This is a genomic window from Devosia rhodophyticola, from assembly GCF_028816475.1.
Lineage (GTDB): Bacteria > Pseudomonadota > Alphaproteobacteria > Rhizobiales > Devosiaceae > Devosia > Devosia rhodophyticola.
In genome coordinates this window covers 2541602-2568504 of the sequence record NZ_CP118247.1, presented here as the reverse complement: position 1 = coordinate 2568504, position 26903 = coordinate 2541602, and the positions used below count along the sequence as shown (strand labels likewise).

Here is a 26903-nt window from a genome sequence, read left to right as displayed (position 1 = left end):
ACCCTATCTCGCATCCACCCAATACGAGAATTTTTATGCACGACGATGAAATCCAATTTCTGGACGATGCCACGCGTCCCCAGCCGCCAAAACTTGAGGGTCTGACCGAAGCACAAAAGCAGCCAGGCCAGCATCTCAAGATGATCCACGATCATTTGCGCCAGAACATGGAAGTGCTCGGCAAGATGATCGAACGCGCCAGCGCCGGCACCGTGACGCCCGCCGAAATCGAGGCCGAAACCTCGGCCCTGAGCATGGTTCATAATTATCGCCGCTTCGGCAATCTGTGTGGCCAGCACTGCCAGATCGTCAACACCCACCATTCCATCGAAGACTATGCCATCTTTCCTGAACTGGCCAAACAGGGCGATATTTTTGCTAAAATCGCCAACCGCTTGCAGGCAGAACATGGCATCGTACATCAACTATTGCTAAAGCTGGTCGACGCCCTCAACGATCTGGCCCGCGACCCTGGTCCAGTCAATTTCACCGCCGCCCGCGATCATTATCACACGCTCGAAAAAGTCCTGCTCTCCCACCTTGGCTATGAGGAAGAGACAATCGGCGATGCACTGGGCTATTTCGAAATTGGTGTCTAGAACAGATCCAACTGCCCGCCCGCTTTCTTCGGCTCTGGCGGTTCGGGCTTGTCGAGCGGTACCGGTTCGATCAAACCAGGCTCATCAATACGGGCCGAATTGACCCGCGTCGAGACTGGATGAAATTTGACCCGTCCCGGCCCCAGCGGCAGCACAAGTTGGGCAGCCCGTCTGGCCCGGACATCGCGAACATTGAGCCATTCTTCGATCCCCTCCGCATCCAGAATGGCCGGCATCCGGTCATGAATGACCGATAGCTCGGAATTGGCCGGCACCGTGATTGTGGCCACCGTATCGACCTCTTCGCCCTCAGGCCCGACCCATGTCGAATAAAACCCCGCCAGCGCCATTGGATCATCATTGGCCAATGTGATATAAAACGGCTGCTTTTTCTTGTCCGGCCCGGTGCGCCATTCATAATAACCGCTGGCCGGAATGATGCAGCGCCCGTGCTTGAGCGCATCGCGAAAAGTCGGCTTTTCCGCCATTGTCTCGGCCCGTGCATTGATGATCAGCGGAAATTCGCGCGGGTCCTTCACCCAGCCCGGCACAAATCCCCATCGCGCCAGTTCCGCGTTTCGTTGCCCTGCACTTTCCCAGATCGCCAGCACCGGCTGGGTTGGCGCAACATTGAACCGCGCCACCATTTCGGGCGTATTGACCACCTTGAACAGCTTTGGCAACTGTCGGGGCAACATCGAAATCACAAACCGGCCGCACATATCAGGCTCCTTCATTCATCTTTTAGCGCTAATCTGCCCGGATCGAAATCGCAAACGGATGCCCAATGTCCACCCTTCCCAACGCCGCCAGCGTCGCCCTGATCCGCTCGGGCAAGGTTTTGCTGATCCAGCGCGCCTTTGCGCCCTATCAAAATCTCTGGACCCTGCCCGGTGGACGCATTGAACCCGACGAAACCATTGAGCAATGCGCCGCCCGCGAGATCAAGGAAGAACTGGGCCTGACCGTATTCGACCTCACCCCGGTCATGACCCAGGCGTTGGGACAAAATGAGCAGTTCCAGCTGGCCATTTTTACCACCACCACATTCGAAGGCCAGATCCTGCCATCGAGCGAAATCAAAGCGCATCAATGGATCGCACCCAATGTCATTGGCGCGCTGCGCACCACCGCTCGTCTCGATTTTGTGCTTGAAACAGCCTTCGCGCTCAGCCGTTGACCTGCTAGACAGCCCCATCCCAGCACGCCGGAAATTGCCTTGTCCCTGATTTCAAGAATATTGCTGCCCCTGACGCTGATCGTGGCGCTCGCCACCCCGGCCACGGCACTCGACCCGCTCTATCAGCGCCAGATGGAGCGCCTTTCCGAAATCATGGGCAGCCTTTATTTCCTGCAACCGCTTTGCCAGCCCGATGCCGATGACTGGCGCGCCCAGATGGCCGACCTGATCAATCTGGACGAACCCGACGAGGACCGCCGCCAACGATTGGCTGGTGCCTTTAACGAAGGCTACACCGCCTATGCCCGTTTTCACCGCTCCTGCACCCCGTCCGCTCACGAGGCACTGACCCGCCTTTTGGCCGAAGCTGAAAAACTCGCCCGCTCAATTCACGCCCGCTACGCTGAATAGATCGGCCCGTCGCACCGGTTTTCCACAGCAACATCCAATTTGTGGGGAGACATTAACCTTTGAGTGACTTCTTGCGCGCCTCTCGCAAAATGCCATGCTACCCAGTTTTCATGAGCGTCAGTAAACCCACATTTGCATCATCCATCGCCGATGGCCCATTGGATCAGGACCAGTCCGAGCGCCAGCTTGCGCTTGAATATCTGGCCGAAGCCTGGAACGCAGCCGAGGATGAAGGCGTCGAAACCCTGGCCCTGGCCCACGCCTCCCTGTTTGCGGCATTGGCCACTTTTGTCAAAATGCATGGCGACGACGCCACCGCTGCCCTTGTCGATCTTCTGCCCGACCGTATCCGTTCGGGCGAATATAATCTCGATCGCGTCCTGCAGTAGTTTTCGGTAAATGCCACCCCTACCCGCTTGAAATGCTGGCCTTTCCCAGTCACCATGCCGACGCTTTCGGAGATAACGCGTCATGCATAAACTGGTATTGGCCGCAGCGCTTGCCCTCACGCTGGTTCATCCCGCCCAGGCGCAGAATCAAACCGAGGCCAAAACCGAGATCAGCGCCGATCTTTCAGCGCTCCCAAAGCTGGTTGAGCAAAAACGCGCCCAATTGATCACAGCCACCGAGACTGGCGACATCGCTGCGCTCAAACCCATCTTCGATGCCCAGCAATACCCGCCTCAGGTCAGCTATGGTGAAGTCGCCGACCCCATCGCAACGCTGAAGGAATTTTCCCGCGATGGAGAGGGCGTCGAGGTGCTGGCCGATCTACGCAACGCGCTCGAAATGCCTTACGGCAAGACCAGCTTCACCGATGGTCGCACCATATACATCTGGCCCTATCTCGCCGCCATCGACGTCACCAGCCTCACCCCCGGCCAACTGGTTGACGCCTATCGCATCCTGCCAGCCGACGTCGCTGCAGGCCTTTCCTCGGACGGCGCCTATTATTATTGGAGCCTGACCATCGAGCCCAGTGGCGAACTCAGCACTTTTTCGCTCGGCGACTAACCCTGTGCCGGTAGCGCTTCCAGAAACCGCATTGGCCGGCCGATTGACGGCGTCACCAAATCGCCCTGCCACATCACTGTCTGCCCGCGCACAATCGTGCCCACCGGCCAGCCGGTAACCGACACCCCATCATAGGGCGTCCAGCCGGTTTTGCTCGCCACCCAATCATTGGTGATCGTCTCGGTGCGCCTAAGATCAACAATGGTCAAATCCGCGTCATAGCCCACGGCAATCCGTCCCTTCCTGGCAATGCCAAACAGCCGGTTCGGCCCTGCTGAACTCATATCGACAAAGCGCGCCAGGCTCATCCGACCGGCATTGACGTGATCCAGCATGATCGGCACCAGCGTCTGAACCCCGGTCATCCCCGATGGCGACGATGGATAGGGTTTGGCCTTGTCTTCGCGACTGTGAGGGGCGTGGTCCGATCCCAAAACATCGGCCACCCCATTATCGACCCCGGCCCAGATCCCGGCGCGATGTGCCGCATCGCGCACCGGCGGGTTCATCTGCGCATAAGTGCCCAATCTGGTGTAGGCCGTCTCATCCAGAGTCAAATGGTGCGGGGTCACTTCAACGCTGGCCACATCCTTGTTCTCGGCCAGAAACACCATTTCTTCCGCCGTTGAAATATGCAGCACGTGAATGCGCTTGCCCGTCTTGTGCGCCAGCGCCACCAGCCGCTTGGTGCACATCATCGCCGCTTCCGCATCGCGCCACACCGGATGGCTCGAAACATCCCCGGCGACCTGAAAAGGCTTGCGCGCCTCCAGCCGATATTCATCCTCGGAATGAAACGCTGCCCGCCGCGAAATCGCGCTCAATATCGCCTCAACGCCATCATCGTCCTGCACCAGCAGAGAACCGGTGGACGACCCCATGAAAACCTTGACGCCCGCACACCCCGGCAGCTTTTCCAGCATCGCCAACGCGCCAACATTGTCGTGCGTGCCGCCAATATAAAAAGCAAAATCGCAATGCATCCGGTTGGTCGCGCGCGAAATCTTGTCGTCAAACGCTTCCTTGGTAACGGTCAGCGGATTGGTATTGGGCATTTCAAACACCCCCGTTACCCCGCCCATCACCGCCGATAGTGATCCCGACTGCAGATCTTCCTTATATTCACCACCCGGCTCGCGAAAATGCACCTGGCTGTCAATCACGCCCGGCAGAATGTGCAGGCCCTTGCAATCCTCGATCCGGTCGGCGCTGTCGCCGCCAAGCGCACCCAGCGCCGCGATCTGCCCATCGCGCACCCCCACATCGCCCAGTCCCTCACCATCATGATTGACCAACGTACCGTTCTTGAAAATCACGTCATAGTGCGCCATGTCTGGGGTCCGTTCGCAAATATTGGGGCTTTGGCGCCGGTTTAGCGGATGCTGCGCCAAAGGGGCAAGCGAGTATGACCATTTCTTTGCGTGCCGACCGCGCCATTTTCAGATTTTCCGGCCCCGAAGCCCACAAATTGCTCAACGATGTGGTTACTGGCCATATCCCCGCTTCGGGCGACATTGCCGCCTGGTGGGCACTACTGTCGCCGCAGGGCAAAATTCTGGCCGAAGGCATGGCCGGCTGGGCTGATGACGCCCTCTGGCTCGATGTGCACGCCGCCGTAGCCGACGATTTTTTCAAGCGCATGAAAATGTACCGCCTCCGCGCCAAGGCCGAAATCGAGGATCTGCGCGTGACCCACCGCCCCGGTTATGCCGAAAGCCCGAGCCACTTTGCCCACCGCCAGCAAATCGGCCCGGTCAATCTCGGCTGGCGTCTCATCGCCCCGGTTGAGCAAACCACCGACTGGGCCGACGACAAAGCCTATGCCAGCGCCCGCATCAGAGCGGGAATTTGCGAACTGGGTCAGGATTTCGAACCCAACCAGCTTTTCGCCCATGATATCGCCATGGATATTCTGGGCGGCATCGATTTTGCCAAGGGCTGCTATGTCGGTCAGGAAGTCGTCAGCCGCATGAAACACCGCGGCACCGCCCGCCGCCGCCCGGTTCTGATCACCAATACCACCGCCCCCAGCGGCACCCCGGTCATGGCCAATGATCGCGAGGCGGGCACCCTCGGCCGCGTCCTCAACCATCAGGCCGTCGCCATCCTCCGCCTTGATCGCCTGACCGATCCCACCACCATCACCGCCGCCGACGCGCCCATTACCCTCGCCGTCCCCGATTGGGCCACATACCAGTTGGGCGATTCCACCGCCGAACAATAGATCAGTGGTAGATATGCCCAATAGCGCGGTCTCATTCGGGATATTTGCAACAACAGCTTCGGATTTTTGGAAACAACGCCAATAATCTGTTGCCCGACAGCCACGCATGGACGAATTTTGATTCGTCCGCTGCTGGTGCGTTTGGCAATAGTTTGCCGCGCCAGTACGCGCCTGTTCAAAAAAAACTATAGAAATCAGATAAATAGTCTCGCCGTCGACGCTTAATCTTTAAGCCGCGCCCATTTACCTTTCCCGCCTCATTTTAGCCGCATCTATTGCAATGTCCGCCGCTTTGCATACTAATGATTATATAAGAAATTATTTGATTTTGTTTTGGGCCGCTTGGGGGCAGGCTGGCAATTGGTACGCCGCCCTTGGTCGCTGCATTTTAAGGGTTACGCACAATGGTTCTGTCCAAGCGCAATTTGTTAATCGGCACCGCAATCCTGCCGCTATTGCTCACCGCCACCGCGCTGGCCGCCAGTTTCACCATCATCAACGGCCAAACCGAAACCACCACGCAGACCCTGAACGATCCCAACGACACCGGTACGATCGAGGCGGGCGGCACCCTTGCAACCGGCGCTAACCCCGCTCTCCTAATGCTCAGTACTGGCCAGTCAACCACCAATAGCGGCACCATCAGCACCTCGGGCGCCGCCACCTACGGCATTTCATCCAGCGGCGCCACCGCCACCATCACCAACAGTGGCACCGTCAATACGTCCGGCAACAGCGCCAACGGCATCTATTCCATCGGCGCCACCGCCACCATCAGCAATAGCGGCACCATCAGCACCGCCGGCGCCGGCGCCCACGGCATTTATTCCAGCGGTACCGCCGCCACTGCCACTATCACCAATAGTGGCGCCATCAACACTGCGGGCAATAACGCCGCCGGCATTGTTTCCGCCGGCGTCACCGCCAGCATCACCAATAGTGGCACCATCAGCACCTTGGGCCAGTACGCCAACGCCATCTATTCCAACGGCCCCGCCGCCACCATCACCAATAGCGGCACCATCAGCACCGCGGGCGATAACGCCTACGCCATTTTTTCCGCCGGCGTCACCGCCAACATCACCAATAACGGCACCATCAGCATCTCAGGCGATAGCGCCTTGGGCGTCTATTCCAACGGCGCCACCGCCACCATTGTCAATAATGGCACCGTCAATACGTCCGGCATCGGCGGCTTGGGCCTCTATTCCGCCGGTAGCAACTCGGTTATCACCAATAACGGCACCGTCAATACGACCGGAAAGGCCGCCAGTGGAATTTATGCCTACGGCAGCACCGCCACCGTCACCAATACCGGCGCCATCAGCACCTCCGGCGACAACGCCGCCGGCATCCGTTCCAACCGCGACACTGTCACCATTACCAATAGCGGCACCATCAAAGCGACGGGCTTCAACGCCATGAGCATTGATGCCACCGACCTCAACGCCACCGTCACCAATAGCGGCACGCTCATCAGCCAGCAGTCCAATGCCGTCAGATTTGACAGCAACAATGGCACGCTGAACCTGCTGCCCGGCACGCTCATTCAGGGCGGCATTGCCTTTAGTGATCCCGCCACGGCAACCCTTGATATCGGTCCCGGCTTTGCCAATGCCGCCTTTACCCTGACCGGCATGCCGACAACCATCAATACCAATGGCCAGCCCTATGTGGTCAGCGGCAATATTGTGGCGCTGGTCAATCCCACCGGCTTTGATGGCGCCAGCACCATGCTGACCCAAAGCACCCGCGCCATTGCCGATGTGATTGATAATCACACCGCCTCCCCCGCTACCGGTGGCACCGGCCCGTCCTCGGCTCTTGGCTATGCCGCCGCCCCCGGCAATCAGGCCACCAACGCAACCGCTACCATGGCCAGCGCTGGCCAACCCACCGCCAATGGTCTGGCCTGGTGGAGCGAAGTCTTTGGCAACTATCGTCATCAGGGCAATCGCGATTATGTGCAGGGCGGCGTCATTGCCGGTCTGGATGGATCGCTGGCGCCCAACACCACTGCAGGCGTCTTTGTTGGTGCGGCAACCGGCCGCCCTCAGGGCACCGCCACCCGTATCGACAGCACCAGCCTGTTTGGCGGTGCCTATCTCGACCAGCGGGTACAGGCCCTGTTCGCCAAATTCGCCGTTACCGGTGGCGTCATGCTCAACAACAGCACCCGTCAGGTGCTCAACAATCTGGCCCCCGGCGGCGTTGATACCGCCAGCGCCAATTTCAATGGCTTTTTCATCAGCCCCTCGGTCACCGTCGGAGTCGACCAACAGGTCAATGGCATGGTCATCACCCCCAGCCTGCGCCTGCGCTATGCCGGTCTGTTCCAGAACGGCTATAGCGAAACCGGCTCGATCGCCAATCTGACAATTGGCAATCAAAACACCCACGTGTTTGAAGTGCGCGCCCAGGTCAATGCCGCGCTTGATACCCGCCACATCGAAAATGGCGATCTCAAAACCTCGGTGCGCGCTGGTGTTGATGGCATTTTCACCCGGGGCGACGCGATCACCGCCAATCTGCTGGGCACTGGCCTGACGCTCGCGGGCAGCACCAATACCAGCGAGGCACGCGGCTTTGTCGGTCTCGACACTGCCTTTAACGCCTACCACGGTGTCAACTTCACCGCCGGGATGGAAGCCGGTTATTCCACCACCAACGCTTTCACCGTCTCCGCCAATATCGGTGCCAAAGGCCGCTTCTAGGCTTTATCCGACCGGGAAGCCGGTCGGATAACCCCTCGCCCACCAAAGCCATTTGGCGAATCGCCGCCCGCCCTTTAGCGTTTGCACTCTATTAAAGCAGCAATAGGGGGCTGACTGTGGCACGCGAAAAAACCCGCGCCTGGCAACGCATGTTGTCGGGTCGGCGGCTCGATATTCTCGATCCCTCCCCGCTTGATGTTGAACTCAGCGATATTGCCCATGGCTTGGCCCGTGTCGCCCGCTGGAACGGCCAGACACAGGGCGATTATCCCTATTCGGTGGCCCAGCACTCCATTCTGGTGCTCGACCTGTTCCAGAACCATAATCCGTTCGCCACCCCCGCCGGGGCGCTGCACGCCCTGCTCCACGACGCCCCCGAATATGTCATGGGCGACATCATTTCCCCCTTCAAGGCGGCGATGGGGGGCAATTACAAGGAAGTGGAAAACCGCCTGCTCGGCGCCATCCATCTGCGCTTTTCGCTCTCCGCCGTACCCCCGGCCACGCTGGTCAAACAGATCAAGAAGGCCGACCGGGAAGCGGCCTATTTCGAAGCTGTCCACCTTGCCGGGTTCGAACCACCCGAAGCGCGCCGCCTGTTCGGCACCCCCAGTGTGCCCGAATTTGATCTTGACCAGTTCGAGCGTCTGATCCGCCCCTGCCCGACGCGCGAAGCTCACGACCGCTTCGTCACCACTTTTGATGCCCTCAGCGCCAAACTTGACGCCCTGTGAATATTAACCCTAACGCCAGGTAAACTTTGCCCCGCGCGCAACAATCATGGTTGATAAAGCCTTAAGACTTTGTCGCCCTTTGCGCCATTTCGGGACAATCACCATGTCAATGCCCACGCGTCATCTCCTGCTCGGCCTCGCTCTTGGCGCTATCAGCGCCACGGCGCTTTCCGCCACTGGATCTGGATTTGTTTCAACCGCCCTTGCCGACGGTTTCGCCAGCGGCATCGACACCTCCAAACTGCTCCATGTCGATGGGCGCGATTATTCGGTCGATTATGACGATAGCGTTTCGACCGAGCCGCAAAAGCAGGTCCGGATCAAAAAAGTCGAATATGGCAAGGTCAGCTATGTGGATATCACCACCACCTCGACCGGCACCTATTCCAGTGAGGCCATGCTGTCGCCTCATGTGAAATATCCAGGTGTCGAGGTAAACCGCGTCAACACCGCCGCCCAGGCAACGCTTTTCACCTGGACCGGCAGTAACGGCTGGCTCGGCCTGCCCCTCGCCCAGGGCAATTCAATTACCTACCTCAACACCGCCGCCGGCAAGATCATCAGCTCCAGCTCCGGCCTGACGTGCATTTTCACCAAAACCGCTACCGTGTGCTGAACCGGTTAGCCAAATAGCCAGCCATTCTTGAATTTATAGAATACATGCATGCCCACCTGGGTCACGCGCTGCATGCGCCGCGCCCAGTCGGGTCGCACATAAGTGGCGTGATAATGCGTCGCATCCGCCACTTCGGTCAGATATAGTTCGCCATCAACAACTTTGCGCGCAATTTCCTGCGCCTGCTTCCAGGCCTTGGGCTCGGTAATCCTCTCTGGAATGCCATCACAGGCAAATGAGAACTGGCAGGCATTGCGACGCGACTGGTTCTGAAACACAACCCCGCAGATCGTGCTGGGATAGAGCTCGGCCTTGGTGCGGTTCATCACCACTTGGGCCACCGCCACCTGCCCGCGATAGTTTTCGCCCCGCGCTTCAAAATAAATCGCTGTCGACAGGCACCACAACTGCTTGTCCGAAACCGAGACTTTTTCCGTCGTTGCAAATTCCCCGGTCACCGGCGCACTGGCGCGCGCATAGGCCAACTTTGCTGAAGCCAGCGCTGGCGATGGCGCGTCCGCCGTTGGGACGAGCGCGGCAATCGCATTGAGCGCGCCGCTGCTTGTTGGATCAATCGCGGCCACCGAAATACGCGGCCCCTCGATATCGTCCGGCTTTGGGGCAGCGGCGTCTGCGATCCGGTTCTGACCAAGAATTTTGGGATCAGCCGGCCCTAGCCGTAACGCGGCCAACCGCAATCGGGTCTGCTCAAAACTGCGCGCCACCGACAAGACGTCAACCTGCGGGCGCATCCTGTCGGTCTTGCTGGCGCGATTGGGCCCGGCAAAGCCACCGGAACTGAAAAGATTGCTGACCGAACCGGTAATGATCGGGTCGGTGCCGACATAACGAATGCTCGGTGCCTGCGCTGGCGTCTGCGCAACAGCCTGATGGGCAAGATCGGCATTGGGACCGACAGCGGCCCCGGTCAGGCTCGCATAGCCAGCAAGAGCCACAAGGCCCATCATCAGGGATCTGCCGAAATTGGACTTCCGGCGTGCCGCTCTACCGACGCGCCTGCGCGCCACCGGTGGGTGTGGATGGACCATGAATGCTACTCAACTCAACGCAACAAAACTACTCAATCGGCAAAGTGAGACTAAAATGCCGACGTCTGTAATTGTGTCCTATTAGGGTTAGCAGCACGTAAACGTGGAATCAGGCGGTAAGCGGGAGCCGATATGGCGCCAAAATGGTCAGGTTGTGACCATCTCGCAGCAAGAAATTTGTGGGTTGATAATGCTATTCCATGTCCGGCACATCGCCGTAGCGGACCAGTTCGACGGGTTCGCCAAAATCCCCAAGGTCGGGATCGGCGGTGCGCGCCCAGGCAATCACCCCTGCGTGCTTTTCCGACAGATCCCGGGCAAAGCGCTTGGCACGGTCCTCGGTTTCAAATTGCATCGGCTCCATGGCCGGCCCCAAGGTGCCGTCCTCGCCGGGGTCAAATGCCAGAACAACGATAAGCTTGGGTTTTGGAGCGTCCATATTTTACTCGCAGGCGGCGCGAACCGGCGCCAACAGATCAGTGGCATTATCTATGCGAAACCGCACCGAAAGCGAACGATAATTAAACGGCGTGGTGCGCACGCTCAAATTGGTGGCCCCTTCCAGCTGCTCCAGAAACGCCACTGCGTCGCGCGTATTGTCGATCAGCAGCGAACGGTTGTCAGACGATGCAGGTAGGGTTCGGGTCCGCGCCGGCTGCAGGTCCGGCTGCAGCGTAATGCCCGAATCCCGGCTGGTGCCAGACAAAGCGTGACCGGCAAAAGCAAATGCCACGCTAAGTTTGCCCGCATCGCAACTCACTGTCATCGTTGCCTGCCCGCGCCCGCTGGGTCGCGCTGGGATTGATTGCTCGGAGGTAAAAACTACCGACACAGCCCCTTCAGCCGGAACACCGGGCCGGAAAATCCCGTCATAGCACGCCAAACGGCTGCTCGCATCGCCAATGGCGGCGCAGCTTTGCCCATCCTCCTGGGCCACTACAGGCGCTACGGCCCCCATCATCATTGGCAACAGTGCCAGTCCGAACCAGATTTTCACTATGCTGACGCTCTCCGCCCTATATTGATCCCTTGATGTAGGATTTTTGATTGCGATTTAAATGACCTAGCCACGCGTCTGCGCCAGCGTCAACCGCGCCACCGGCACACGATAGGGTGAGCAACTGACATAATCGACGCCCAAACCGGCAAAGAACCTCAGGGAGACTGGATCACCTGCATTCTCTCCGCAAATGCCGATCTTGAGATTTGGATTAGCCGCCCGCCCCCGCTCAATCGCGATAGCGATCAGTTCTCCAACCCCTTTTTCATCAACGCTGACGAACGGATCATTGTCGTAAATACCCTTGCGCTGATAGGCCGCCAGAAAAGTCGGGGCGTCGTCGCGCGAAATGCCAAACGTCGTTTGCGTCAAATCATTGGTGCCAAACGAGAAGAAGTCGACCATTTGCGCGATATCGCCCGCTCGCAGACAGGCGCGCGGCAGCTCGATCATCGTGCCGAAGGAAAATTTCACCCGATCCGAATGCAATAAGCCCGAATTGGCCAGCATGGCATCGACCCGTTCGCGCACAAACGCTACCTCGGTCGCCGTTGAAACAAACGGCACCATCACTTCAACCAGCACCGGCTCGGCCTGTGTTTCGCTGGCCGCCCGCGCCCCGGCAAACACCGCCTGCATCTGCATTTGCAAGATTTCGGGATAGGTTATTGCCAGCCGCACCCCACGATGCCCGAGCATCGGGTTGATTTCGGCCAGCCGCTCCAGCCGCAACCGCAACGCCCGCACCGCCAGGCCAAGCGAAGCCGCGGTATCGTCAATTTCCTCTTCGCCACGCGGCAGGAATTCGTGCAATGGCGGATCGAACAGCCGCACATTGACCGGCAACCCCGCCATTGTCGAAAATAGCGCCGAATAATCTCCGGTCTGAAAATCCACCAGACCGGCAATCGCCCGGCTACGGTCGTCCTCGTCCTCGCTCAGGATCATCCGCCGCAGCGCCAACATGCGTTCGGGCGAAAAAAACATGTGCTCGGACCGCGCCAGTCCAATACCCTCGGCCCCAAAGCTCAGCGCCGTCTTGGCCGATTCAACTGTTTCCACATTGGTGCGCACAGAAACCTTGCGGCTGGCATCCGACCAGCCCAGGACCTTGCCCATCGCCCCGCCGATATGGGGCTGGGCCAGCGCCAGCGTGCCCGCATAAACGCAGCCGTCGCTGCCATCAATGGTCAGCCGATCCCCGGCATGAAATTCGCGATCCCCGATGCGGCAACTCATTTCGACCAGATCAACTGTGAGCGTACGCACCCCGGCAACGCAGGGCTTTCCGGTAATACGCGCAATCACTCCGGCGTGGCTGGTCATGCCGCCGCGCGCCGTCAAAATCCCGGTCGCCGCCTTCATCCCTTCAATGTCGGCTGGTCCGGTTTCGGTCACCACCAAAATGCAGTGTTTGCCGCGCGCCCGCAGTCGAGCCGCGTCTTCAGGGGTAAACGCCACAAGCCCGCTGGCCGCCCCCGGCGCCACGCCGAGGCCCGTGGCAATCGGAGTGGACCCTTCGCTCGATTTGAGGCTGGGGTGCAGCAATAGCGCCAGCCGCCCCGGATCAACGCGGGACACCGCCGTCTGCTTGGTCCAGACCTTGGACTTGACCCGATCAACCGCCGCTTCGAGTTCCCCCGCAGCGCTCGCCCGGATTGGTCGCGCCGATAAAAATTCCACCTGCCCGCGTTTGACCGCAACCAGACACTCCATGTGCCGCCCCGCCTTGGCATCGAGTAACTTCACCAGCGCATCAATGCTTTCGGGCAGTTTCGGCAAGGCGCTGCCGTTGACCGCCGCTGGCCCCAGCACGCCGGTCTGCGCATTGCGGGTCAAAAACCGCTCCGCCTCACCATCGGCTTCAGCCTGAACCAAAACAATCTGACGCGCCCGCTCCTCGTCCGAGCGCGGACGACCCCAATGCCCGCCTGAAACCCCATAACTATCAAAGGCATTTTTGATGGCGCGCGCCAGTGGCCGCGTCGGATCCACCGAATCCGCTTCGCTCGTTGGCGCGGGAATAGCGGTTTTTGCCGGCATCAACCCGCCATTGTGCACGCTGGCCGATGTGCGCACCACCAGCGCTGGTGGCTTGCCACTCGGCCCCACTAGCCGCACCAGGCACGCCACCCAATGCACCCGCAACTTGTTGTCCTTGCGCACCCGTTCGGCCTGCAAGGCCTCCCATGCGGTGCGCGTTATGGCAACGGTCGGGACGGTTGGAAAACCCGCTTCACCAACGCGGTAGATCCAGCGCGATTTGCCCGCCAACAATTTGAGTTGGGTTGCGGACAGGTTTGCCTTGCCCGTCGCCGGAGCGATTGCAAACATTTCCTGGGCCAAGCTCACCGAGTCGTCCTTTGGTTGTCTATTGCCGCCATATTGCCTATCCATGCCCTTGGGAGCAACAACACTTGACTTGTCCGTCCCGGGAAAGCATCTGATCTGCTATGCAAACACGGCCACATCTCGACATTCTACTCTGTGCCCCGCGCGGTTTTTGCGCCGGGGTCGATCGCGCCATCCAGATCGTTGAGCTGGCGCTCGAAAAATACGGCGCCCCGGTCTATGTCCGGCACGCCATCGTGCATAACAAATATGTCGTTGATGGTCTGCGTGACAAAGGCGCCGTTTTCGTTGAAGAACTCGACGAAATCCCCGATACCGAGGCACCGGTAGTTTTTTCGGCCCATGGCGTGCCCAAAAGCGTGCCCGCCGACGCCAAAACCCGCAACATGTTCTTTCTCGATGCCACCTGTCCGCTGGTGTCCAAGGTGCATGTCGAGGCCCAGCGCCACTTTGCCGAAGGCCACGAGATCGTCCTGATCGGCCACAAGGGCCACCCCGAAGTCGTGGGCACCATGGGCCAGTTGCCCCCCGGCGCCATATCGCTGGTCGAAACCGTTGCCGACGCCATGGCCTTCACCCCGAAAAACCCCGATACCCTGGCTTTTGTTACCCAGACCACCCTGTCGGTTGATGACACCCGCGAGATCGTGACCGCCCTGCAAGTGCGCTTCCCGGCCATCAATGGCCCCCACAAGGAAGACATCTGCTACGCCACCACCAACCGTCAGGAAGCCATCAAATCGGTCGCTCCCGAGGTGGACGCCATGATCGTGGTCGGCTCGCCCAATTCCTCAAATTCCCTGCGGCTGGTCGAAGTTGCCGAACGCTCCGGCTGCAAACGCGCCATGCTGGTTGATCGTGCCTCCGATATTGATTGGTCGCGCTTTGAAGGCATCAAGCGCCTCGGCGTATCAGCGGGCGCCTCCGCCCCCGAACAATTGGTCGATGAAGTCATCGAAGCATTCGCCCAACGCTACGACATCAGGGTCGAGGCCCGCGTCACCGCTCGCGAAAATATCGCCTTCAACATTCCGCGCGAACTGCGCTCCATGGAAGTCCAGTCCGCCAGATGAATGATCAAGAACTGTTTGAAACCGACCGCCTGACCCTGACCGGTTGGCGTCCCGACCAATTGCCGGACCTGATGGCGCTGCATGGCGATCCCGCCACCGCCCGCTATCTCTCGGCCGACGGCCACGCCTGGACCGAGGCCGAAGCGGCCAAGAGCCTGGCGCTCTGGATTGAGATCTTTGCGACTCACCGCATGGGCAAACTGCGCCTGATCCGCAAAACCGATGGCGCCTTTATTGGCCGCGCCGGTTTTGGCCTGCATCCTCCCACCAGCGAACCCGAAATCGGTTATGCCCTGCTGCCCCAATATCGCGGCATGGGCTACGCCACCGAGGCAGCAACGGGCCTGCGCGACTGGATTTTTCAAAATACTGACTGGGATCATTTCATCGGCTTTGCCGATGTGCGCAACGCCCCCTCGCTGGCCATTCTGACCGGCATCGGCATGACAAAGACCCATGTCGATATTTACCACGGCATCAGCGCCCAGTTCCACATCATGCATCGGCCCACCCCGTGAGCGACACCGTCATCATCCATACTGACGGCGCCTGCTCGGGCAATCCCGGCCCCGGCGGCTGGGGTGCCATATTGCAATATGGCGAAAAGACCCGCGAGTTGAAGGGCGGCGAACAGCTGACCACCAACAACAAGATGGAACTGACCGCCGCAATCGAGGCGCTCAACGCCCTCAAACGCCCCTGCACGGTCGAGCTACATACCGATAGCCAATATGTCAAAAACGGCATCCAGAGCTGGATGCATGGCTGGAAGAAGAACGGCTGGCGCACCGCTGACAGGAAGCCTGTCAAGAACCTCGAACTCTGGCAGGCGCTGGACGAAGCCACCAAGCGCCACACCATAACGTGGAAATGGGTCAAGGGCCACGCCGGTCACGACCTTAACGAACGCGCCGACCAACTCGCAAACGACGGCATGACCCCTTTCAAACCTGCCAGGCGAGCGCCCTCGGACTGATTCAGACCAACCCCTCGCCGCTACGCAGCCTTTCCGATAATCTTGATTCCGCAGTGCCCCTCAACGTCACGGAACCGCCATGACTAAACCCGAAAAATCCCTCGACTTCATGGCCGATGGCGGCGAAATGGGACAGCTGATGCGCGCCCACGACTGGGCCAACTCGCCTCTCGGCCCGCCCGAAAACTGGCCGCAAAGCCTGCGTCTGACCATCCGGCTCATTCTCAATACCCGCCATCCCATGTTTATCTGGTGGGGTCCCGACCTCATCCAGTTTTATAACGACGCCTACAGGCTCACCATGGGCCCCGAACGCCACCCTTCGGCCCTCGGCCAGTGCGGTCGCGATTGCTGGCAGGAAATCTGGCCCATCATCGGCCCTCAGATCGAGCAGGTCATGTCGGGTCGCGGTTCAACCTGGGATGAGGACCGCCTCGTTCCCGTCACCCGCCACGGCAAGCTTGAACAGGTCTGGTGGACTTATAGCTACAGTCCCATAGACGTTGAAGGCGGCATCGGCGGCGTTCTAGTCGTCTGCAATGATGTGACCGAACAGCATCTGATCAAGGACAGGCTGGCCAACCGCTCTGAACACCTCATGGACATGTTCGAGCAGGCGCCCGGCTTCATGGCCGTCCTGCGTGGCCCTGAACATGTGTTTGAACTAACCAACACAGCTTATCGTCAGTTGGTTGGCGGGCGGCAATGTCTTGGCAAACCGGTGCGCGACATAATACCAGAAGTCGAAGGTCAGGGATTTATTGAGCTACTCGACAATGTCTACACCTCCGGCAAGGCTTATGTTGGGCGTCGTGTCCCGATTTATTTTCAGGACGATTCTGAAACAGCGCCGCGCCAATCCTTTCTCGATTTCGTCTATCAGCCCATTCTGGATGCCAACAATAATGTCACCGGCATTTTCGTTGAAGGCAGCGACGTGACTGACCATGTTCAGGCCGAAGAGCATCTGCGCCTGATCAATTCCGAACTCAAACATCGCGTCAAGAACACGCTCGCCATGGTCAGCGCCATCGCTACCCAAACGCTTAGCGGCACTGGCCAGGATGGCCCCCTCGACACCTTCCGCCACCGCCTCGCCATTTTTGGCAGCGCGCACGACATCCTGACCGCCACCACATGGGCCACCGCCGAAATTACCGATGTTGTCGAAACCGCGCTCGAGGCCCACCCCGCCTATGCCACACGCGTAACCATGGCCGGGCCCGAGATCACGCTCGGTTCCAAGCAGGCCATCTCGCTGGCACTGGCCATCCACGAACTGATGACCAACGCCATCAAGTATGGTGCCCTCTCCAACCAGACCGGCAAGGTGTCCCTGAACTGGCAAATGTCGGAGGCAGAAAGCAACGAAGTCTTCACGCTCGATTGGCGCGAACATGGCGGCCCCGCCGTTACCAAACCCAGCCGTCGCGGTTTTGGCTCCAAACTCATCGAGCGTGTCCTGCGCGCCGATTTCAACGGCCAGCTGACCATGGATTTCGCCCCCACTGGCCTGCACTGCCAACTGACCACCGCCGCCCCAAACCTCAAGGACCGCACTGAACCCAAAATCGGCCTGCAGGACGACTGAAATCCTGCACTTCTTGCCGATCCGGATCGGCAACACGTTACAGCGCCTCCCCCAAAACCCTAAAAATTTACCCAATTTCTACACATCAAAATCAACCTTGAGCGCTATTCTGGGAAAACCGCCAATCGGGGGACTGCCCGTCATGCGCTCCTATTTTGATGCAATGATCCGATATTTCGAGTTCTCGGGCCGCACCGGGCGTGCCCAGTTCTGGATCTATCAACTGGTCGCGATGCTGATCATAATCGGCGTGTTTTTTATCGAACTGCGACTGACCGGATCGTTCCACCGGGTCACACAGCTGGGTTCGCTTTACACCATGGTTGCCCTCTTCCATGCCATCCCCGGCATGGCCATCACTGTGCGCCGTCTGCACGACATCGGCAAATCGGGTTGGTGGTATTTAATCAGTTTCATCCCCTTCGGTGCTCTGTTTATTCTCTATTGGAATTGCTGCGCCGGCGATGAGTGGGACAATGACTATGGCGATCCCAACATTGTTGCCGTCCGGCCGCAAAAAACCTCGCTGGCCGCCCAGCGCCTCGATGCTGCCAAGGGCCAGTCGCCGGCTGAAGTCCAACAACGCCGCCAGCCCCCCACCGAAGGCCGCTTCATCTAGCTTTTTGCGCTCCTAGGGCGGCGACAGGTCCAGCCAAATTCTGCGCAACAGGACCACCGTGACGGCAATCATGAGGGGCACCACGATGTAGATGATCGGGGCGAACAGCATCATGCCAGGACCATCGCAATTATCGGGATTGGCGCAGGCGAAATGCGCACTGATCGAAAAATAACCCAATAGTCCGATCAGCCCAGCACCCAGAATGACCATGGTACGACGTCCGAACAGGCGCGCCACCGCCCACAGAACAATCGCCACAGGCAGGGCAAATACGATCAGCGCCACACCGACGACGAGAATAAGAACGAAAGCGGTTACAGGGATCCCGTCCAGTATCTTCCTCCTTGGCGAAAAACGCGACTTTGACCGTTCAACAGCAGTGCCTGCCCCGGGCGCACTTGACGTCCCTTATGAACTCGGGATCAGCTTGGCGACCCGGCTCGTCCCCGACCCCGCCTTGGCCTTGTGATAGGTCAACGCCATCCCGATGCACTGGCGCAGGGCCCCCTCCGCCCACGCCCCTTCAATTGGTAACAGCACCGCCCGCTCGCCCGAATAGTCCAGCGCCTCGGCAAATATATCGCGAAACGTCGCCACCAGATTGGTGGTGCAGATGAAATAGACCGCCACGCAGTCCGGCCGATCCTTGGGCCATCCCAACCGGATCGTGCTCCCGCTTTTCGTCGCTGCTGTCAGATAGGCCGGCTCGCCCCACCTCAGCGTTTCCGTCAACGCCCCGACGCCCTCGGTGTCGCGTGCTACTTCAAATATCAGCGCCCGAACCTGCTCCAACCGATCCCGCACCGGCCCCGGAAAGCCCTCAAACACCCCTGCCACATCACCCGACATCGCTTCACTCACCTGAACCTCCCGCACTGATGCTCGAGCAGAGCCTATTTTCCCGGCACACGCCACCCAAAGCACCCCAAATTAGTGCCCCGCCACCCACACTGCTGCCAGAAACTGACACTACCCCTGTTCCGTCTCCGTTCCTGCGATGTTAGGGTGCACGGAACGTTGCAATCGGCGCAACAGTCCCCATCTTGATGGTTCTCATTTCACGCAGGGTGCTCATGGCTTCCGACAAGAAATCCGCCCGTCCGGGCAAAACTGAGTTCAATATCGACGATTTCATCGGCGAGATTGAAAAGGCCGAGGACATTGTTGCCTCCAAGCCGCTCTATGCCGAACGCATGCGCAACAAGCGCGCCCTCGACCGCGCCGACCAGAAAGCCGCCGCCGAGGCAGACGCCAAGGCCGCCACCAAAAAAACCGCTCTCGAAAAGCGCCGCACCACCAAATCCAGCCACGATACCGTCACCGGCATGTCGCCGCGCGCCCCCAAATCCAAGGCGAACTCGGTCGAACGCCCGACAAATCTTGATGGTTTTGGCGAAGCCGAACAGGCCGGTTTTGGCCATGAATCTGCCAGCGTCAAACCCGCCCGAAAATCAAAACTCTCCGGCGGCGACGGCAAATCCCTGGCGAACGCCGCAACCGTCGGCGTCACCGCCACCGTCAAGGCCCTCGAACAGATCATCCTGCACGGCCGCAAAGAGGTTGAAGGCTCCTCGCCCTGGGCCCCTCACCGCCCCGAACGCCCGGTCCGCGACCCCTCGCGCCGCTTCCGCCTGCAAACCGAATACACCCCGGCTGGCGACCAGCCCACCGCCATCGCCGAACTGATTGAGGGCGTCAACAATGGCGAAACCGACCAGGTCCTGCTCGGCGTCACCGGCTCAGGCAAAACCTTTACCGCCGCCCAAATCATCGCCCAGACCAACCGCCCCGCGCTCATTCTCGCGCCCAACAAAACCCTCGCCGCCCAGCTTTATGGCGAGTTCAAGAGCTTCTTCCCCGACAATGCGGTCGAATATTTCGTTTCCTACTATGATTACTATCAGCCCGAGGCCTATGTCCCGCGCACCGATACCTATATCGAAAAGGAATCCACCATTAACGAGCAGATCGACCGGATGCGCCACGCCGCCACCCGCTCGATTCTCGAACGCAATGACGTCATCATCGTCTCCTCCGTCTCCTGCATTTACGGCATCGGCTCGGTCGAAGACTACACCGCCATGACAGTCGATCTCGCCAAGGGCCACAAGATTGACCAGCGCGAATTGTTGGCAAAACTCGTCGCCCTGCAATATAAGCGCGGCGACACCGGCTTTGTCCGCGGCACGTTTCGGGTGCGCGGCGACACCGTCGAAATTTTTCCCGCCCACTATGAAGCCGCCGCCTGGCGCATCACGCTCTTTGGCAATGAAATTGAATCCATCGCCGAGTTCGATCCCCTGACCGGCAAAAAATCCGCCGACCTGACCTTTGTGCGCGTCTACGCCAATTCCCACCACGTCACCCCGCGCGCCACCATGAATCAGGCGATCAAACTGATCCGCGCCGAACTTTTGGCCCGCCTGCAGGAGCTCAACGGCGCTGGCCGCTTCCTTGAAGCCCAGCGGCTCGAACAACGCTGCCTGTTTGATCTTGAAATGATGGAAGCCACCGGCTCCTGCGCCGGTATTGAAAATTATTCGCGCTACTTTTCCGGCCGCAAACCCGGCGAGCCACCGCCAACCCTGTTTGAATATCTCCCCGATAATGCGCTGGTGTTTGTTGACGAAAGCCACGTCACCATTGGCCAGTTGGGCGCCATGTATCGCGGCGATTTGCGCCGCAAGGCAACGCTGGCCGAATACGGTTTTCGCCTGCCAAGTTGCATGGATAATCGCCCGCTGCGTTTTGAGGAATGGAACGCCATGCGGCCCCAGTCCGTCTATGTGTCGGCCACCCCCGGTTCTTGGGAAATGGAGCAAACCGGCGGCGTTTTTGCCGAACAGGTCATTCGCCCCACCGGCCTGATTGATCCCCCGGTTGAAATCCGCCCCGCCACCGCCCAGGTCGATGATGTGGTCGATGAAATCCGCCAGACCAATAAGGCCGGTTACCGCACCCTGTTGACGGTCTTGACCAAGAAAATGGCCGAAGACCTCACCGAATATCTGCACGAACAAGGCATTCGCGTCCGCTATATGCACTCCGATGTCGATACCATTGAACGCATTGAAATCATTCGCGATCTTCGCTTGGGCGCGTTCGATGTGCTGGTCGGCATTAACCTGTTGCGCGAAGGTCTGGACATTCCCGAATGCGGCCTCGTGGCCATTCTGGATGCCGATAAGGAAGGCTTTCTGCGCTCCGAAACCTCCCTTATTCAAACCATTGGCCGCGCCGCGCGCAACGTCGATGGCAAAGTCGTGCTCTATGCCGACCGCATCACCGGCTCAATGGAACGCGCCATCGCCGAAACCAGCCGCCGCCGCGAAAAACAGGTCGCCTACAACACCGAACACGGCATCACCCCGCAATCGGTCAAATCCAACATTCACAACATCGTCGACAGCGTCGCCGAACGCGACCACGTCACAATTTCCATTGGCAAAGGCAAGGACGGCAAAGAACAAGTCCAGGTCGGCGCCAACCTCGCCGCCGTTATTAAGGACATCGAATCCCAAATGCGCGAAGCCGCCACGAATTTAGAATTCGAGAAAGCTGCACGGCTAAGGGATGAGGTCAAACGCTTGCGCGAAATGGAGCTTGATACCTTATCGGGAGAGGTCTCTTAGCGGCTTTCCCGAATTTTCGAGACTTCGAACCGGCCGACTCTGGCGGCAAAATCGCTCCAGTGGAGCGATTTTAGGTGAGAAGGCCATGAGGCCTACGCCCGAATGGCCGAGCACGGCTAAGGGATGATGTGAAGCGGTTAAGGGAAATGGAATTGGATACGTTGCAGGGGGGAGGTGAGGTAGTTTGACCAAGTAACTCAACAATAGTCACAAAGTCAGCAAGTTCTGCTAATTGACGGACCGGTCTCTTTCGTTTAAGCCAAAATGCGGGAGATCAGTAATTGTCGCGTAAACCATTCTTAAAGTGGGCCGGAGGAAAACGCTGGCTCGTTGATCGCACAGATTTTCGTCTGCCGCCTTACAGCGGTCGCTATATTGAGCCGTTTCTCGGTGGAGGAGCCGTTTTCTTCTCACATCGCCCCAAATTGGCGATACTTTCTGATGCCAATCCAAGACTAATTGAAGTATATAAAGTCATAAGGTCCGACTGGACATCACTCATTGACCTACTCGAAATAGATCATAATCTTCATAGCAAAGATTATTATTACAGTAGAAGGTCTGAACGTCCGACGACTGAAGTCGAACGAGCAGCACAGTTCATCTATCTAAATCGCTCATGTTGGAACGGTCTATATAGGGTAAACCAACGTGGGGAATTCAACGTCCCAATCGGAACTAAAAGCTGGATCTTATCGTCCGCCGATGACTTTGGCTCGACAGCCAAGGCCCTTGCTCAAGTTGAGCTTGTAGCAACAGATTTCGAAGAAACGGTAAATAGGGCAGTCAATGGTGATCTGATTTTTGCGGATCCACCCTATACCGTCGCCCACAATTTCAATGGATTTGTAAAATATAATGAATCCATTTTTAGCTGGGACGATCAGATTCGTCTAAAGAACAGTCTCATACGAGCGGCATCTCGAGGCGTGACTATCAGATTAACCAACGCCGATCATCCATCTGTACGGTCACTATACAATGAAGTAGCTGATATTCAAGTTATGGACCGGCGGTCTGTAATTTCAGGGCAGTCACACGGCAGAAACAAAACCACCGAACTCCTCATAAGTATGGCGTAACTCGTATGCGGAAGGGTCTTTTTAAACCAATCATTATGTCGTGTTTACGATCTGCAGCAGAGGTATTCGTGGTAACTGCCGTTGGCCTCGCACCGTTGTTTGCATTGATAGCCAGGGCCGGAGAAATCGGCCTCAATCCAGAAGCGCTCCTTACAGAGGCCGTCTCGAAGGGACAACTCTTTTTTTATGCATTTTCCTTAGTCGGCACCCTTGTTTGGCTTACAATTGCAAACTGGAGCCTTAAGAACGGAAAAATAAAAAGCCTATTGGGGCTCTCAGTAATATTAAGTATAATTCTAACATTTTCTTTTGGAATATTTGACCCTACCTTCAAAACGCTAAATTCACATTCGTCCGTTATTTGGAGTTACATTTTATTCGGGTTCAATATCATTATATACTTTCTTATAATGGTGCTAACCAACCTTGAACCGATCAATATAGCAAACTCCTTTCGCAATGGGGCCAGTTCGATGATACGAAGTGTTGGCGGAACGGAGCGGGCCGATGACTGAAGTGGAATTTTCAGTAATTGAAGTTCGGCAGCCTATCGGCCCGTTTTACGTTGGGCAGATGTCCGCGCAGGACCTCTTTAGCATGTGCAAATTCGACTTTAGGCGCATAGAAGAGCGAGGAGGCGTCAAAGAATTTTTAGGAATTCAGCGCCGCCTTGATGAAAAACGCGTTCGAGAAATTAGCACCTACATCAAAACAAAGGAAGCCGTTTTCCCTACGGCAGTCGTAATTGCGTTAGATCAACGAAATGTTACGGTTAAAAACCTAGCAGACGGCATATTTTCGTTTAAATTGAGCGCATATAAAGACTTGGATGACCCGTCGAGACAGATAGAATTTGACGACATCGTTTCAATAATTGATGGACAACATAGAATAAAAGCATTTGAAAGCTATAATGGCCCAGAATTTTTGATTAATGTTTCTATATTTATAGACATAGATGAGGCAACAAAAGCTGAAATATTTTCAACTGTAAACTTAGCGCAGACAAAAGTAAATAAAAGCTTGGTATACGATTTATTTTCATTGAGTCTTGGGCGCAGCCCTGAAAAGACATGCCATGAACTAGTTGTAGCCCTCGACCGACTAGAGGGAAGTCCATTCGAAAAAGAATTAAGAGACTTGGAACCGCAACACCTGATCGATTCGGAGAAACGCTGTCGCAAGCAACAGTGGTCGGCGGCATCCTCCCATATATAACCCGTGACCCGTTACGCGATCGGGAAATAGGCAAACGTAAAGGCGAATGGGAACCAATCGCTGATCCTCGAGAGCGCGAGCGTCGGATCTTCTTCGAATTTTTTAGAAATAATGCCGACGACGAAATTTTGCGAAATTTGCTAAACTACTTTGGGGCCGTGCGGGAGCGTTGGCCCGATGATTGGTTCAACGACGGCCGTGGAAACATGTTGGTTCGAACCAATGGGTACAATGCATTAATTCGTTTCTTGGGTCCCGCTTATAGATACCTTACATCATCTCCACGTGTAATTGGTCAAAGTGAATACTTAGATATGTTCGCGCGAGTGGAAATCCCGGTCGGTGGGTTCATGACATCTAATTTCCCGCCAGGTTCTAGCGGTGCCAAGATATTATTTGACCAGTTTATGAAGGAATCGGGCGTTTTAGACTCATAGTCTTAAGCGCCTGCATGAACATTTGGCCACCAACAAATCCCCACCCCGCCAACACCGCCCATAAAACCGATTACGACACAACCACTTCCTATAAACTGGTGCTGGCATATCTCGCCCTCGCCCCGCGCCTTGCCGATCTGCAGCAAACCCCCACCGTCCGCACCCAAACCGCCCCACCGCCCCTTCTGTCCCAAACCCACCAAACCCCTCCCCCTAATCCCTCCCCCCGAAAAAAAGAACCTTCCCCGCCAACTTCACTTGCAAATAGGTCCTAATTGCAAAAAATACTCCGAACGTCATCCCGGGCTTGACCCGGGACCCATCGTGAGATCACACCACAACCACAAACCGCCTGTTCAGCACCCACCCACCAACATCTCAGGATGGACCCCGGCCGCCGCCGGGGTGACACCGTGGGTGTTGAAACCACGTCGCCGAACAAAAACGACCGCCTCCCCTCCTCCACAAAAACCCAAAAAAACCAAAAAACCAAAAACCAAACAAATCCCCACCCCGCCAGCGCCGCCCATAATGTCGCCTCCCGCCGGAGGCTAAAAAATGACCGATTACGAAACCCGCATTTCCCCAAAACTGGTGATGGCCTATATCGACCTCGCCCCGCGCCTGGCCGATCTGGCGCAAACGCTAAACGCCCGCACCAAGGCCGCGCCAAACACCCCCGCCGGGCCGCTGCTGACCCGGCTGGTGGCCGATATATTGGCCCAAACCTACCGCCTCACGTCGCGAGAAACCTTTTCCAACGCCTTGCCCCACCTATCGCCCGAAATTTCGCTGACCAATACCGCCCTGCTTGATGCGCTGCGCGAGGCCGAACTGGCGCTCGACGCCTTCCACCACGCCCATTATGACCCCGAACAATCAAGATGGCTGGCCGACGACTAGCGCCCAAAGCCAAAAACAAAACCAAAAGTAATCCCCGCCGCGCCGGCACGTGGCACACTGGTTTCGTTCCCGCTACACACGCGGCGCCGACGAAGCGCCGGGCGGGAAGACGGGGGGAATGGGGTCGCCCAGTCCCATGCGTGGATGCTTAGGACCAGCCGAACGCTGGCCGGGTTTTTTGGGTGCTCAATCGGTGCCGGAAAATTTGGCTGGATCGTTCAACCCGAAAGGGCGGCTGCTTGCGGCGTGCGCAAAAAATCCCGACCGTGTGGGGTGGCTTTCGCCTCCTTTACCACGACCAACTAGGGCGCAAGCCACCCCACACCGTGTTCCCCGCAGGTTGTTCAACCGTGCGGCCAAACCCGTTGCCGCCATTGGGGTCAGAGCCAGCCCGACAATTCCCGCCGCACCATGTTTTCGATCATGTCCATGCCCTCAACACTATCATTGAGGCAGGGAATATAAGCAAAATCGGTGCCGCCAGCGGCCAAGAATGTCTCGCGCGCCTGGATCGAAATTTCTTCCAGCGTCTCGATACAATCGGCGGAAAACGCCGGTGCCAAAATCGCCACCTTCTTGACGCCCTTGCCCGGCAGCGCGCCCAGCGTCACATCGGTATAAGGCTCCAGCCATTTCGTCGGCCCGAACCGCGATTGAAACGTCACCATGATCTTGTCGTCAGCCCAGCCAAGGTGCTCGCGCACCAGTCGGGTCGTTTTGAAACACTGGCAATGATACGGATCGCCGCGCTCCAGATATTCCACCGGCATCCCGTGATAACTGGTGATCACCAGATCCGGTTCAAAATCGAGCTTTTCCATGCCCGATTTTATACTCGCCGCCAGCGTTTCGATGTATTTTGGATCTTCGAAATAGGCAGGCATCGTCCGCACCGCCGGTTGCCACCGCATCTTGCCCAGCGCCTCAAAAGCCTTGTCATTTGCCGTTGCCGTGGTAGTCGCCGAATATTGCGGATAGAGCGGCACCAAAAGGATCTTCTGGCACCCGGCCTTTTGCATCGCCTCCAGCTTCGCCGCCGTCGACGGCTCACCATAGCGCATGGCAAAATCGACAACCACTTTACCCTCGCCATTCATCCGCTGTGCTAAGCTAAGCGCCTGATTACGCGTAATGACCTTTAGGGGGCTTTCATTGGTTTCCTTGTCCCATATCTGGGCATAGGCATGCCCGCTCTTTTGCGGCCGAACCGAAAGGATAACCAGGTTGAGAATCGGCCACCACAACCATTTGGGGGTTTCGATCACCCTGGGATCAGACAGGAATTCCTTGAGATAGCGCCGCACGCTCCAATAATCCGTCGCCTCGGGCGTGCCAAGGTTCAGCAGCAGAACCCCGATCTTCGGGTCATTTACAGGCGGATGCCCCGGCGGCAAATTCTCGGTCATGGTCGCAGCGATCCGTTCGGTAAAAAACCGCCGCACCATACAATTTCCGCTGTGTCACACAAGGCGGCTA

27 protein-coding genes are annotated in these 26903 nt (G+C 57.7%); 18 read left to right on the top strand and 9 right to left on the bottom strand.

The window, feature by feature from the left end; all coding sequences use genetic code 11:
- Nucleotides 1–35: 35 nt before the first annotated feature.
- Nucleotides 36–599, top strand: a complete 564-nt coding sequence (locus PSQ90_RS12595) for a hemerythrin domain-containing protein (protein ID WP_282210643.1) — start codon at nt 36–38, stop codon at nt 597–599.
- Here the strand turns inward: PSQ90_RS12595 and PSQ90_RS12590 are convergent.
- On the bottom strand, nt 596–1321 hold the full coding sequence (locus tag PSQ90_RS12590) for an SOS response-associated peptidase (protein ID WP_282210642.1): 726 nt from the start codon (nt 1319–1321) through the stop codon (nt 596–598). The two genes, PSQ90_RS12595 and PSQ90_RS12590, sit on opposite strands and share 4 nt — an antisense overlap.
- 65 nt (nt 1322–1386) lie before the next feature.
- Here PSQ90_RS12590 and PSQ90_RS12585 point away from each other — a divergent pair, with 65 nt between their 5' ends.
- From PSQ90_RS12585 to PSQ90_RS12570, 4 genes are all read left to right on the top strand, one after another.
- A complete protein-coding gene (locus PSQ90_RS12585) occupies nt 1387–1779 on the top strand; it encodes an NUDIX hydrolase (RefSeq protein WP_282210641.1) in 393 nt (130 codons plus the stop codon).
- A 39-nt stretch (nt 1780–1818) separates the two neighbouring features.
- Entirely contained in the window at nt 1819–2190 is a 372-nt protein-coding gene (locus tag PSQ90_RS12580) for a TIGR02301 family protein (RefSeq protein WP_282210640.1), read from the top strand.
- A gap of 110 nt (nt 2191–2300) precedes the next feature.
- Complete coding sequence (locus PSQ90_RS12575; protein ID WP_282210639.1) at nt 2301–2579, top strand: hypothetical protein; 279 nt, start codon at nt 2301–2303, stop codon at nt 2577–2579.
- Between the two features lie 82 nt (nt 2580–2661).
- Nucleotides 2662–3204, top strand: coding sequence for a hypothetical protein (locus PSQ90_RS12570; RefSeq protein WP_282210638.1), 543 nt, complete (start codon nt 2662–2664; stop codon nt 3202–3204).
- On the opposite strand, the gene PSQ90_RS12565 is transcribed toward PSQ90_RS12570, so the two are convergent.
- Complete coding sequence (locus PSQ90_RS12565) at nt 3201–4535, bottom strand: dihydroorotase (RefSeq protein ID WP_282210637.1); 1335 nt, start codon at nt 4533–4535, stop codon at nt 3201–3203. The two genes, PSQ90_RS12570 and PSQ90_RS12565, sit on opposite strands and share 4 nt — an antisense overlap.
- A gap of 74 nt (nt 4536–4609) precedes the next feature.
- Here PSQ90_RS12565 and ygfZ point away from each other — a divergent pair, with 74 nt between their 5' ends.
- The 4 genes from ygfZ (at nt 4610) to PSQ90_RS12545 (ending at nt 9492) form a co-directional block, all read left to right on the top strand.
- Nucleotides 4610–5428 carry a CAF17-like 4Fe-4S cluster assembly/insertion protein YgfZ gene (gene ygfZ / locus PSQ90_RS12560; RefSeq protein WP_282210636.1) on the top strand — a complete coding sequence of 273 codons (819 nt, stop codon included), beginning with the start codon at nt 4610–4612 and terminating at the stop codon, nt 5426–5428.
- Nucleotides 5429–5832: 404 nt separating this feature from the next.
- Complete coding sequence (locus PSQ90_RS12555) at nt 5833–8142, top strand: autotransporter outer membrane beta-barrel domain-containing protein (protein WP_282210635.1); 2310 nt, start codon at nt 5833–5835, stop codon at nt 8140–8142.
- A gap of 149 nt (nt 8143–8291) precedes the next feature.
- The gene (locus PSQ90_RS12550) at nt 8292–8876 is read left to right on the top strand and encodes an HD family hydrolase (RefSeq protein WP_282213061.1); all 585 of its coding nucleotides are present in this window, start codon (nt 8292–8294) and stop codon (nt 8874–8876) included.
- 103 nt (nt 8877–8979) lie between these two features.
- On the top strand, nt 8980–9492 hold the full coding sequence (locus tag PSQ90_RS12545) for a hypothetical protein (RefSeq protein WP_282210634.1): 513 nt from the start codon (nt 8980–8982) through the stop codon (nt 9490–9492).
- Nucleotides 9493–9497: 5 nt separating this feature from the next.
- Here the strand turns inward: PSQ90_RS12545 and PSQ90_RS12540 are convergent, their stop codons facing one another.
- The 4 genes from PSQ90_RS12540 to PSQ90_RS12525 all read right to left on the bottom strand — a co-directional run bounded on the left by PSQ90_RS12540 (nt 9498) and on the right by PSQ90_RS12525 (nt 13893).
- Nucleotides 9498–10460 (bottom strand): cell wall hydrolase, encoded by a 963-nt coding sequence (locus tag PSQ90_RS12540; protein WP_282210633.1) that lies wholly within the window; start codon nt 10458–10460, stop codon nt 9498–9500.
- Between the two features lie 274 nt (nt 10461–10734).
- Nucleotides 10735–10980 carry a hypothetical protein gene (locus tag PSQ90_RS12535; protein WP_282210632.1) on the bottom strand — a complete coding sequence of 82 codons (246 nt, stop codon included), beginning with the start codon at nt 10978–10980 and terminating at the stop codon, nt 10735–10737.
- 3 nt (nt 10981–10983) lie between these two features.
- Nucleotides 10984–11538 carry a hypothetical protein gene (locus PSQ90_RS12530; protein ID WP_282210631.1) on the bottom strand — a complete coding sequence of 185 codons (555 nt, stop codon included), beginning with the start codon at nt 11536–11538 and terminating at the stop codon, nt 10984–10986.
- Between the two features lie 66 nt (nt 11539–11604).
- Entirely contained in the window at nt 11605–13893 is a 2289-nt protein-coding gene (locus tag PSQ90_RS12525; protein WP_282210630.1) for a putative PEP-binding protein, read from the bottom strand.
- 101 nt (nt 13894–13994) lie between these two features.
- On the opposite strand from PSQ90_RS12525, the gene ispH reads away from it, so the two are divergent.
- The 5 genes from ispH to PSQ90_RS12500 all read left to right on the top strand — a co-directional run bounded on the left by ispH (nt 13995) and on the right by PSQ90_RS12500 (nt 18152).
- Nucleotides 13995–14966 carry a 4-hydroxy-3-methylbut-2-enyl diphosphate reductase gene (ispH, locus tag PSQ90_RS12520; RefSeq protein WP_282210629.1) on the top strand — a complete coding sequence of 324 codons (972 nt, stop codon included), beginning with the start codon at nt 13995–13997 and terminating at the stop codon, nt 14964–14966.
- A complete protein-coding gene (locus PSQ90_RS12515; RefSeq protein ID WP_282210628.1) occupies nt 14963–15484 on the top strand; it encodes a GNAT family N-acetyltransferase in 522 nt (173 codons plus the stop codon). Before ispH ends, PSQ90_RS12515 begins: the two co-directional genes overlap by 4 nt.
- Nucleotides 15481–15942 (top strand): ribonuclease HI, encoded by a 462-nt coding sequence (gene rnhA, locus PSQ90_RS12510; RefSeq protein WP_282210627.1) that lies wholly within the window; start codon nt 15481–15483, stop codon nt 15940–15942. Before PSQ90_RS12515 ends, rnhA begins: the two co-directional genes overlap by 4 nt.
- A 79-nt stretch (nt 15943–16021) precedes the next feature.
- The gene (locus PSQ90_RS12505; protein WP_282210626.1) at nt 16022–17533 is read left to right on the top strand and encodes a sensor histidine kinase; all 1512 of its coding nucleotides are present in this window, start codon (nt 16022–16024) and stop codon (nt 17531–17533) included.
- Between the two features lie 142 nt (nt 17534–17675).
- Nucleotides 17676–18152 (top strand): DUF805 domain-containing protein, encoded by a 477-nt coding sequence (locus PSQ90_RS12500; protein WP_282210625.1) that lies wholly within the window; start codon nt 17676–17678, stop codon nt 18150–18152.
- A gap of 12 nt (nt 18153–18164) precedes the next feature.
- Here PSQ90_RS12500 and PSQ90_RS12495 read toward each other — a convergent pair whose 3' ends face one another.
- Nucleotides 18165–18440, bottom strand: coding sequence for a hypothetical protein (locus PSQ90_RS12495; RefSeq protein WP_282210624.1), 276 nt, complete (start codon nt 18438–18440; stop codon nt 18165–18167).
- A 123-nt stretch (nt 18441–18563) separates the two neighbouring features.
- Nucleotides 18564–19016 carry a DUF1801 domain-containing protein gene (locus PSQ90_RS12490; RefSeq protein ID WP_282210623.1) on the bottom strand — a complete coding sequence of 151 codons (453 nt, stop codon included), beginning with the start codon at nt 19014–19016 and terminating at the stop codon, nt 18564–18566.
- Between the two features lie 212 nt (nt 19017–19228).
- On the opposite strand from PSQ90_RS12490, the gene uvrB reads away from it, so the two are divergent.
- From uvrB to PSQ90_RS12470, 4 genes are all read left to right on the top strand, one after another.
- Nucleotides 19229–21787 carry an excinuclease ABC subunit UvrB gene (uvrB, locus tag PSQ90_RS12485; RefSeq protein WP_282210622.1) on the top strand — a complete coding sequence of 853 codons (2559 nt, stop codon included), beginning with the start codon at nt 19229–19231 and terminating at the stop codon, nt 21785–21787.
- Nucleotides 21788–22068: 281 nt separating this feature from the next.
- On the top strand, nt 22069–22869 hold the full coding sequence (locus PSQ90_RS12480; RefSeq protein ID WP_282210621.1) for a DNA adenine methylase: 801 nt from the start codon (nt 22069–22071) through the stop codon (nt 22867–22869).
- 507 nt (nt 22870–23376) lie between these two features.
- Nucleotides 23377–24087, top strand: a complete 711-nt coding sequence (locus PSQ90_RS12475) for a DGQHR domain-containing protein (RefSeq protein WP_282210620.1) — start codon at nt 23377–23379, stop codon at nt 24085–24087.
- A gap of 995 nt (nt 24088–25082) precedes the next feature.
- Entirely contained in the window at nt 25083–25427 is a 345-nt protein-coding gene (locus PSQ90_RS12470; RefSeq protein WP_282210619.1) for a hypothetical protein, read from the top strand.
- 380 nt (nt 25428–25807) lie between these two features.
- Here PSQ90_RS12470 and hemH read toward each other — a convergent pair whose 3' ends face one another.
- The gene (hemH, locus tag PSQ90_RS12465; protein WP_282210618.1) at nt 25808–26872 is read right to left on the bottom strand and encodes a ferrochelatase; all 1065 of its coding nucleotides are present in this window, start codon (nt 26870–26872) and stop codon (nt 25808–25810) included.
- Between the last annotated feature and the right edge of the window lie 31 nt (nt 26873–26903).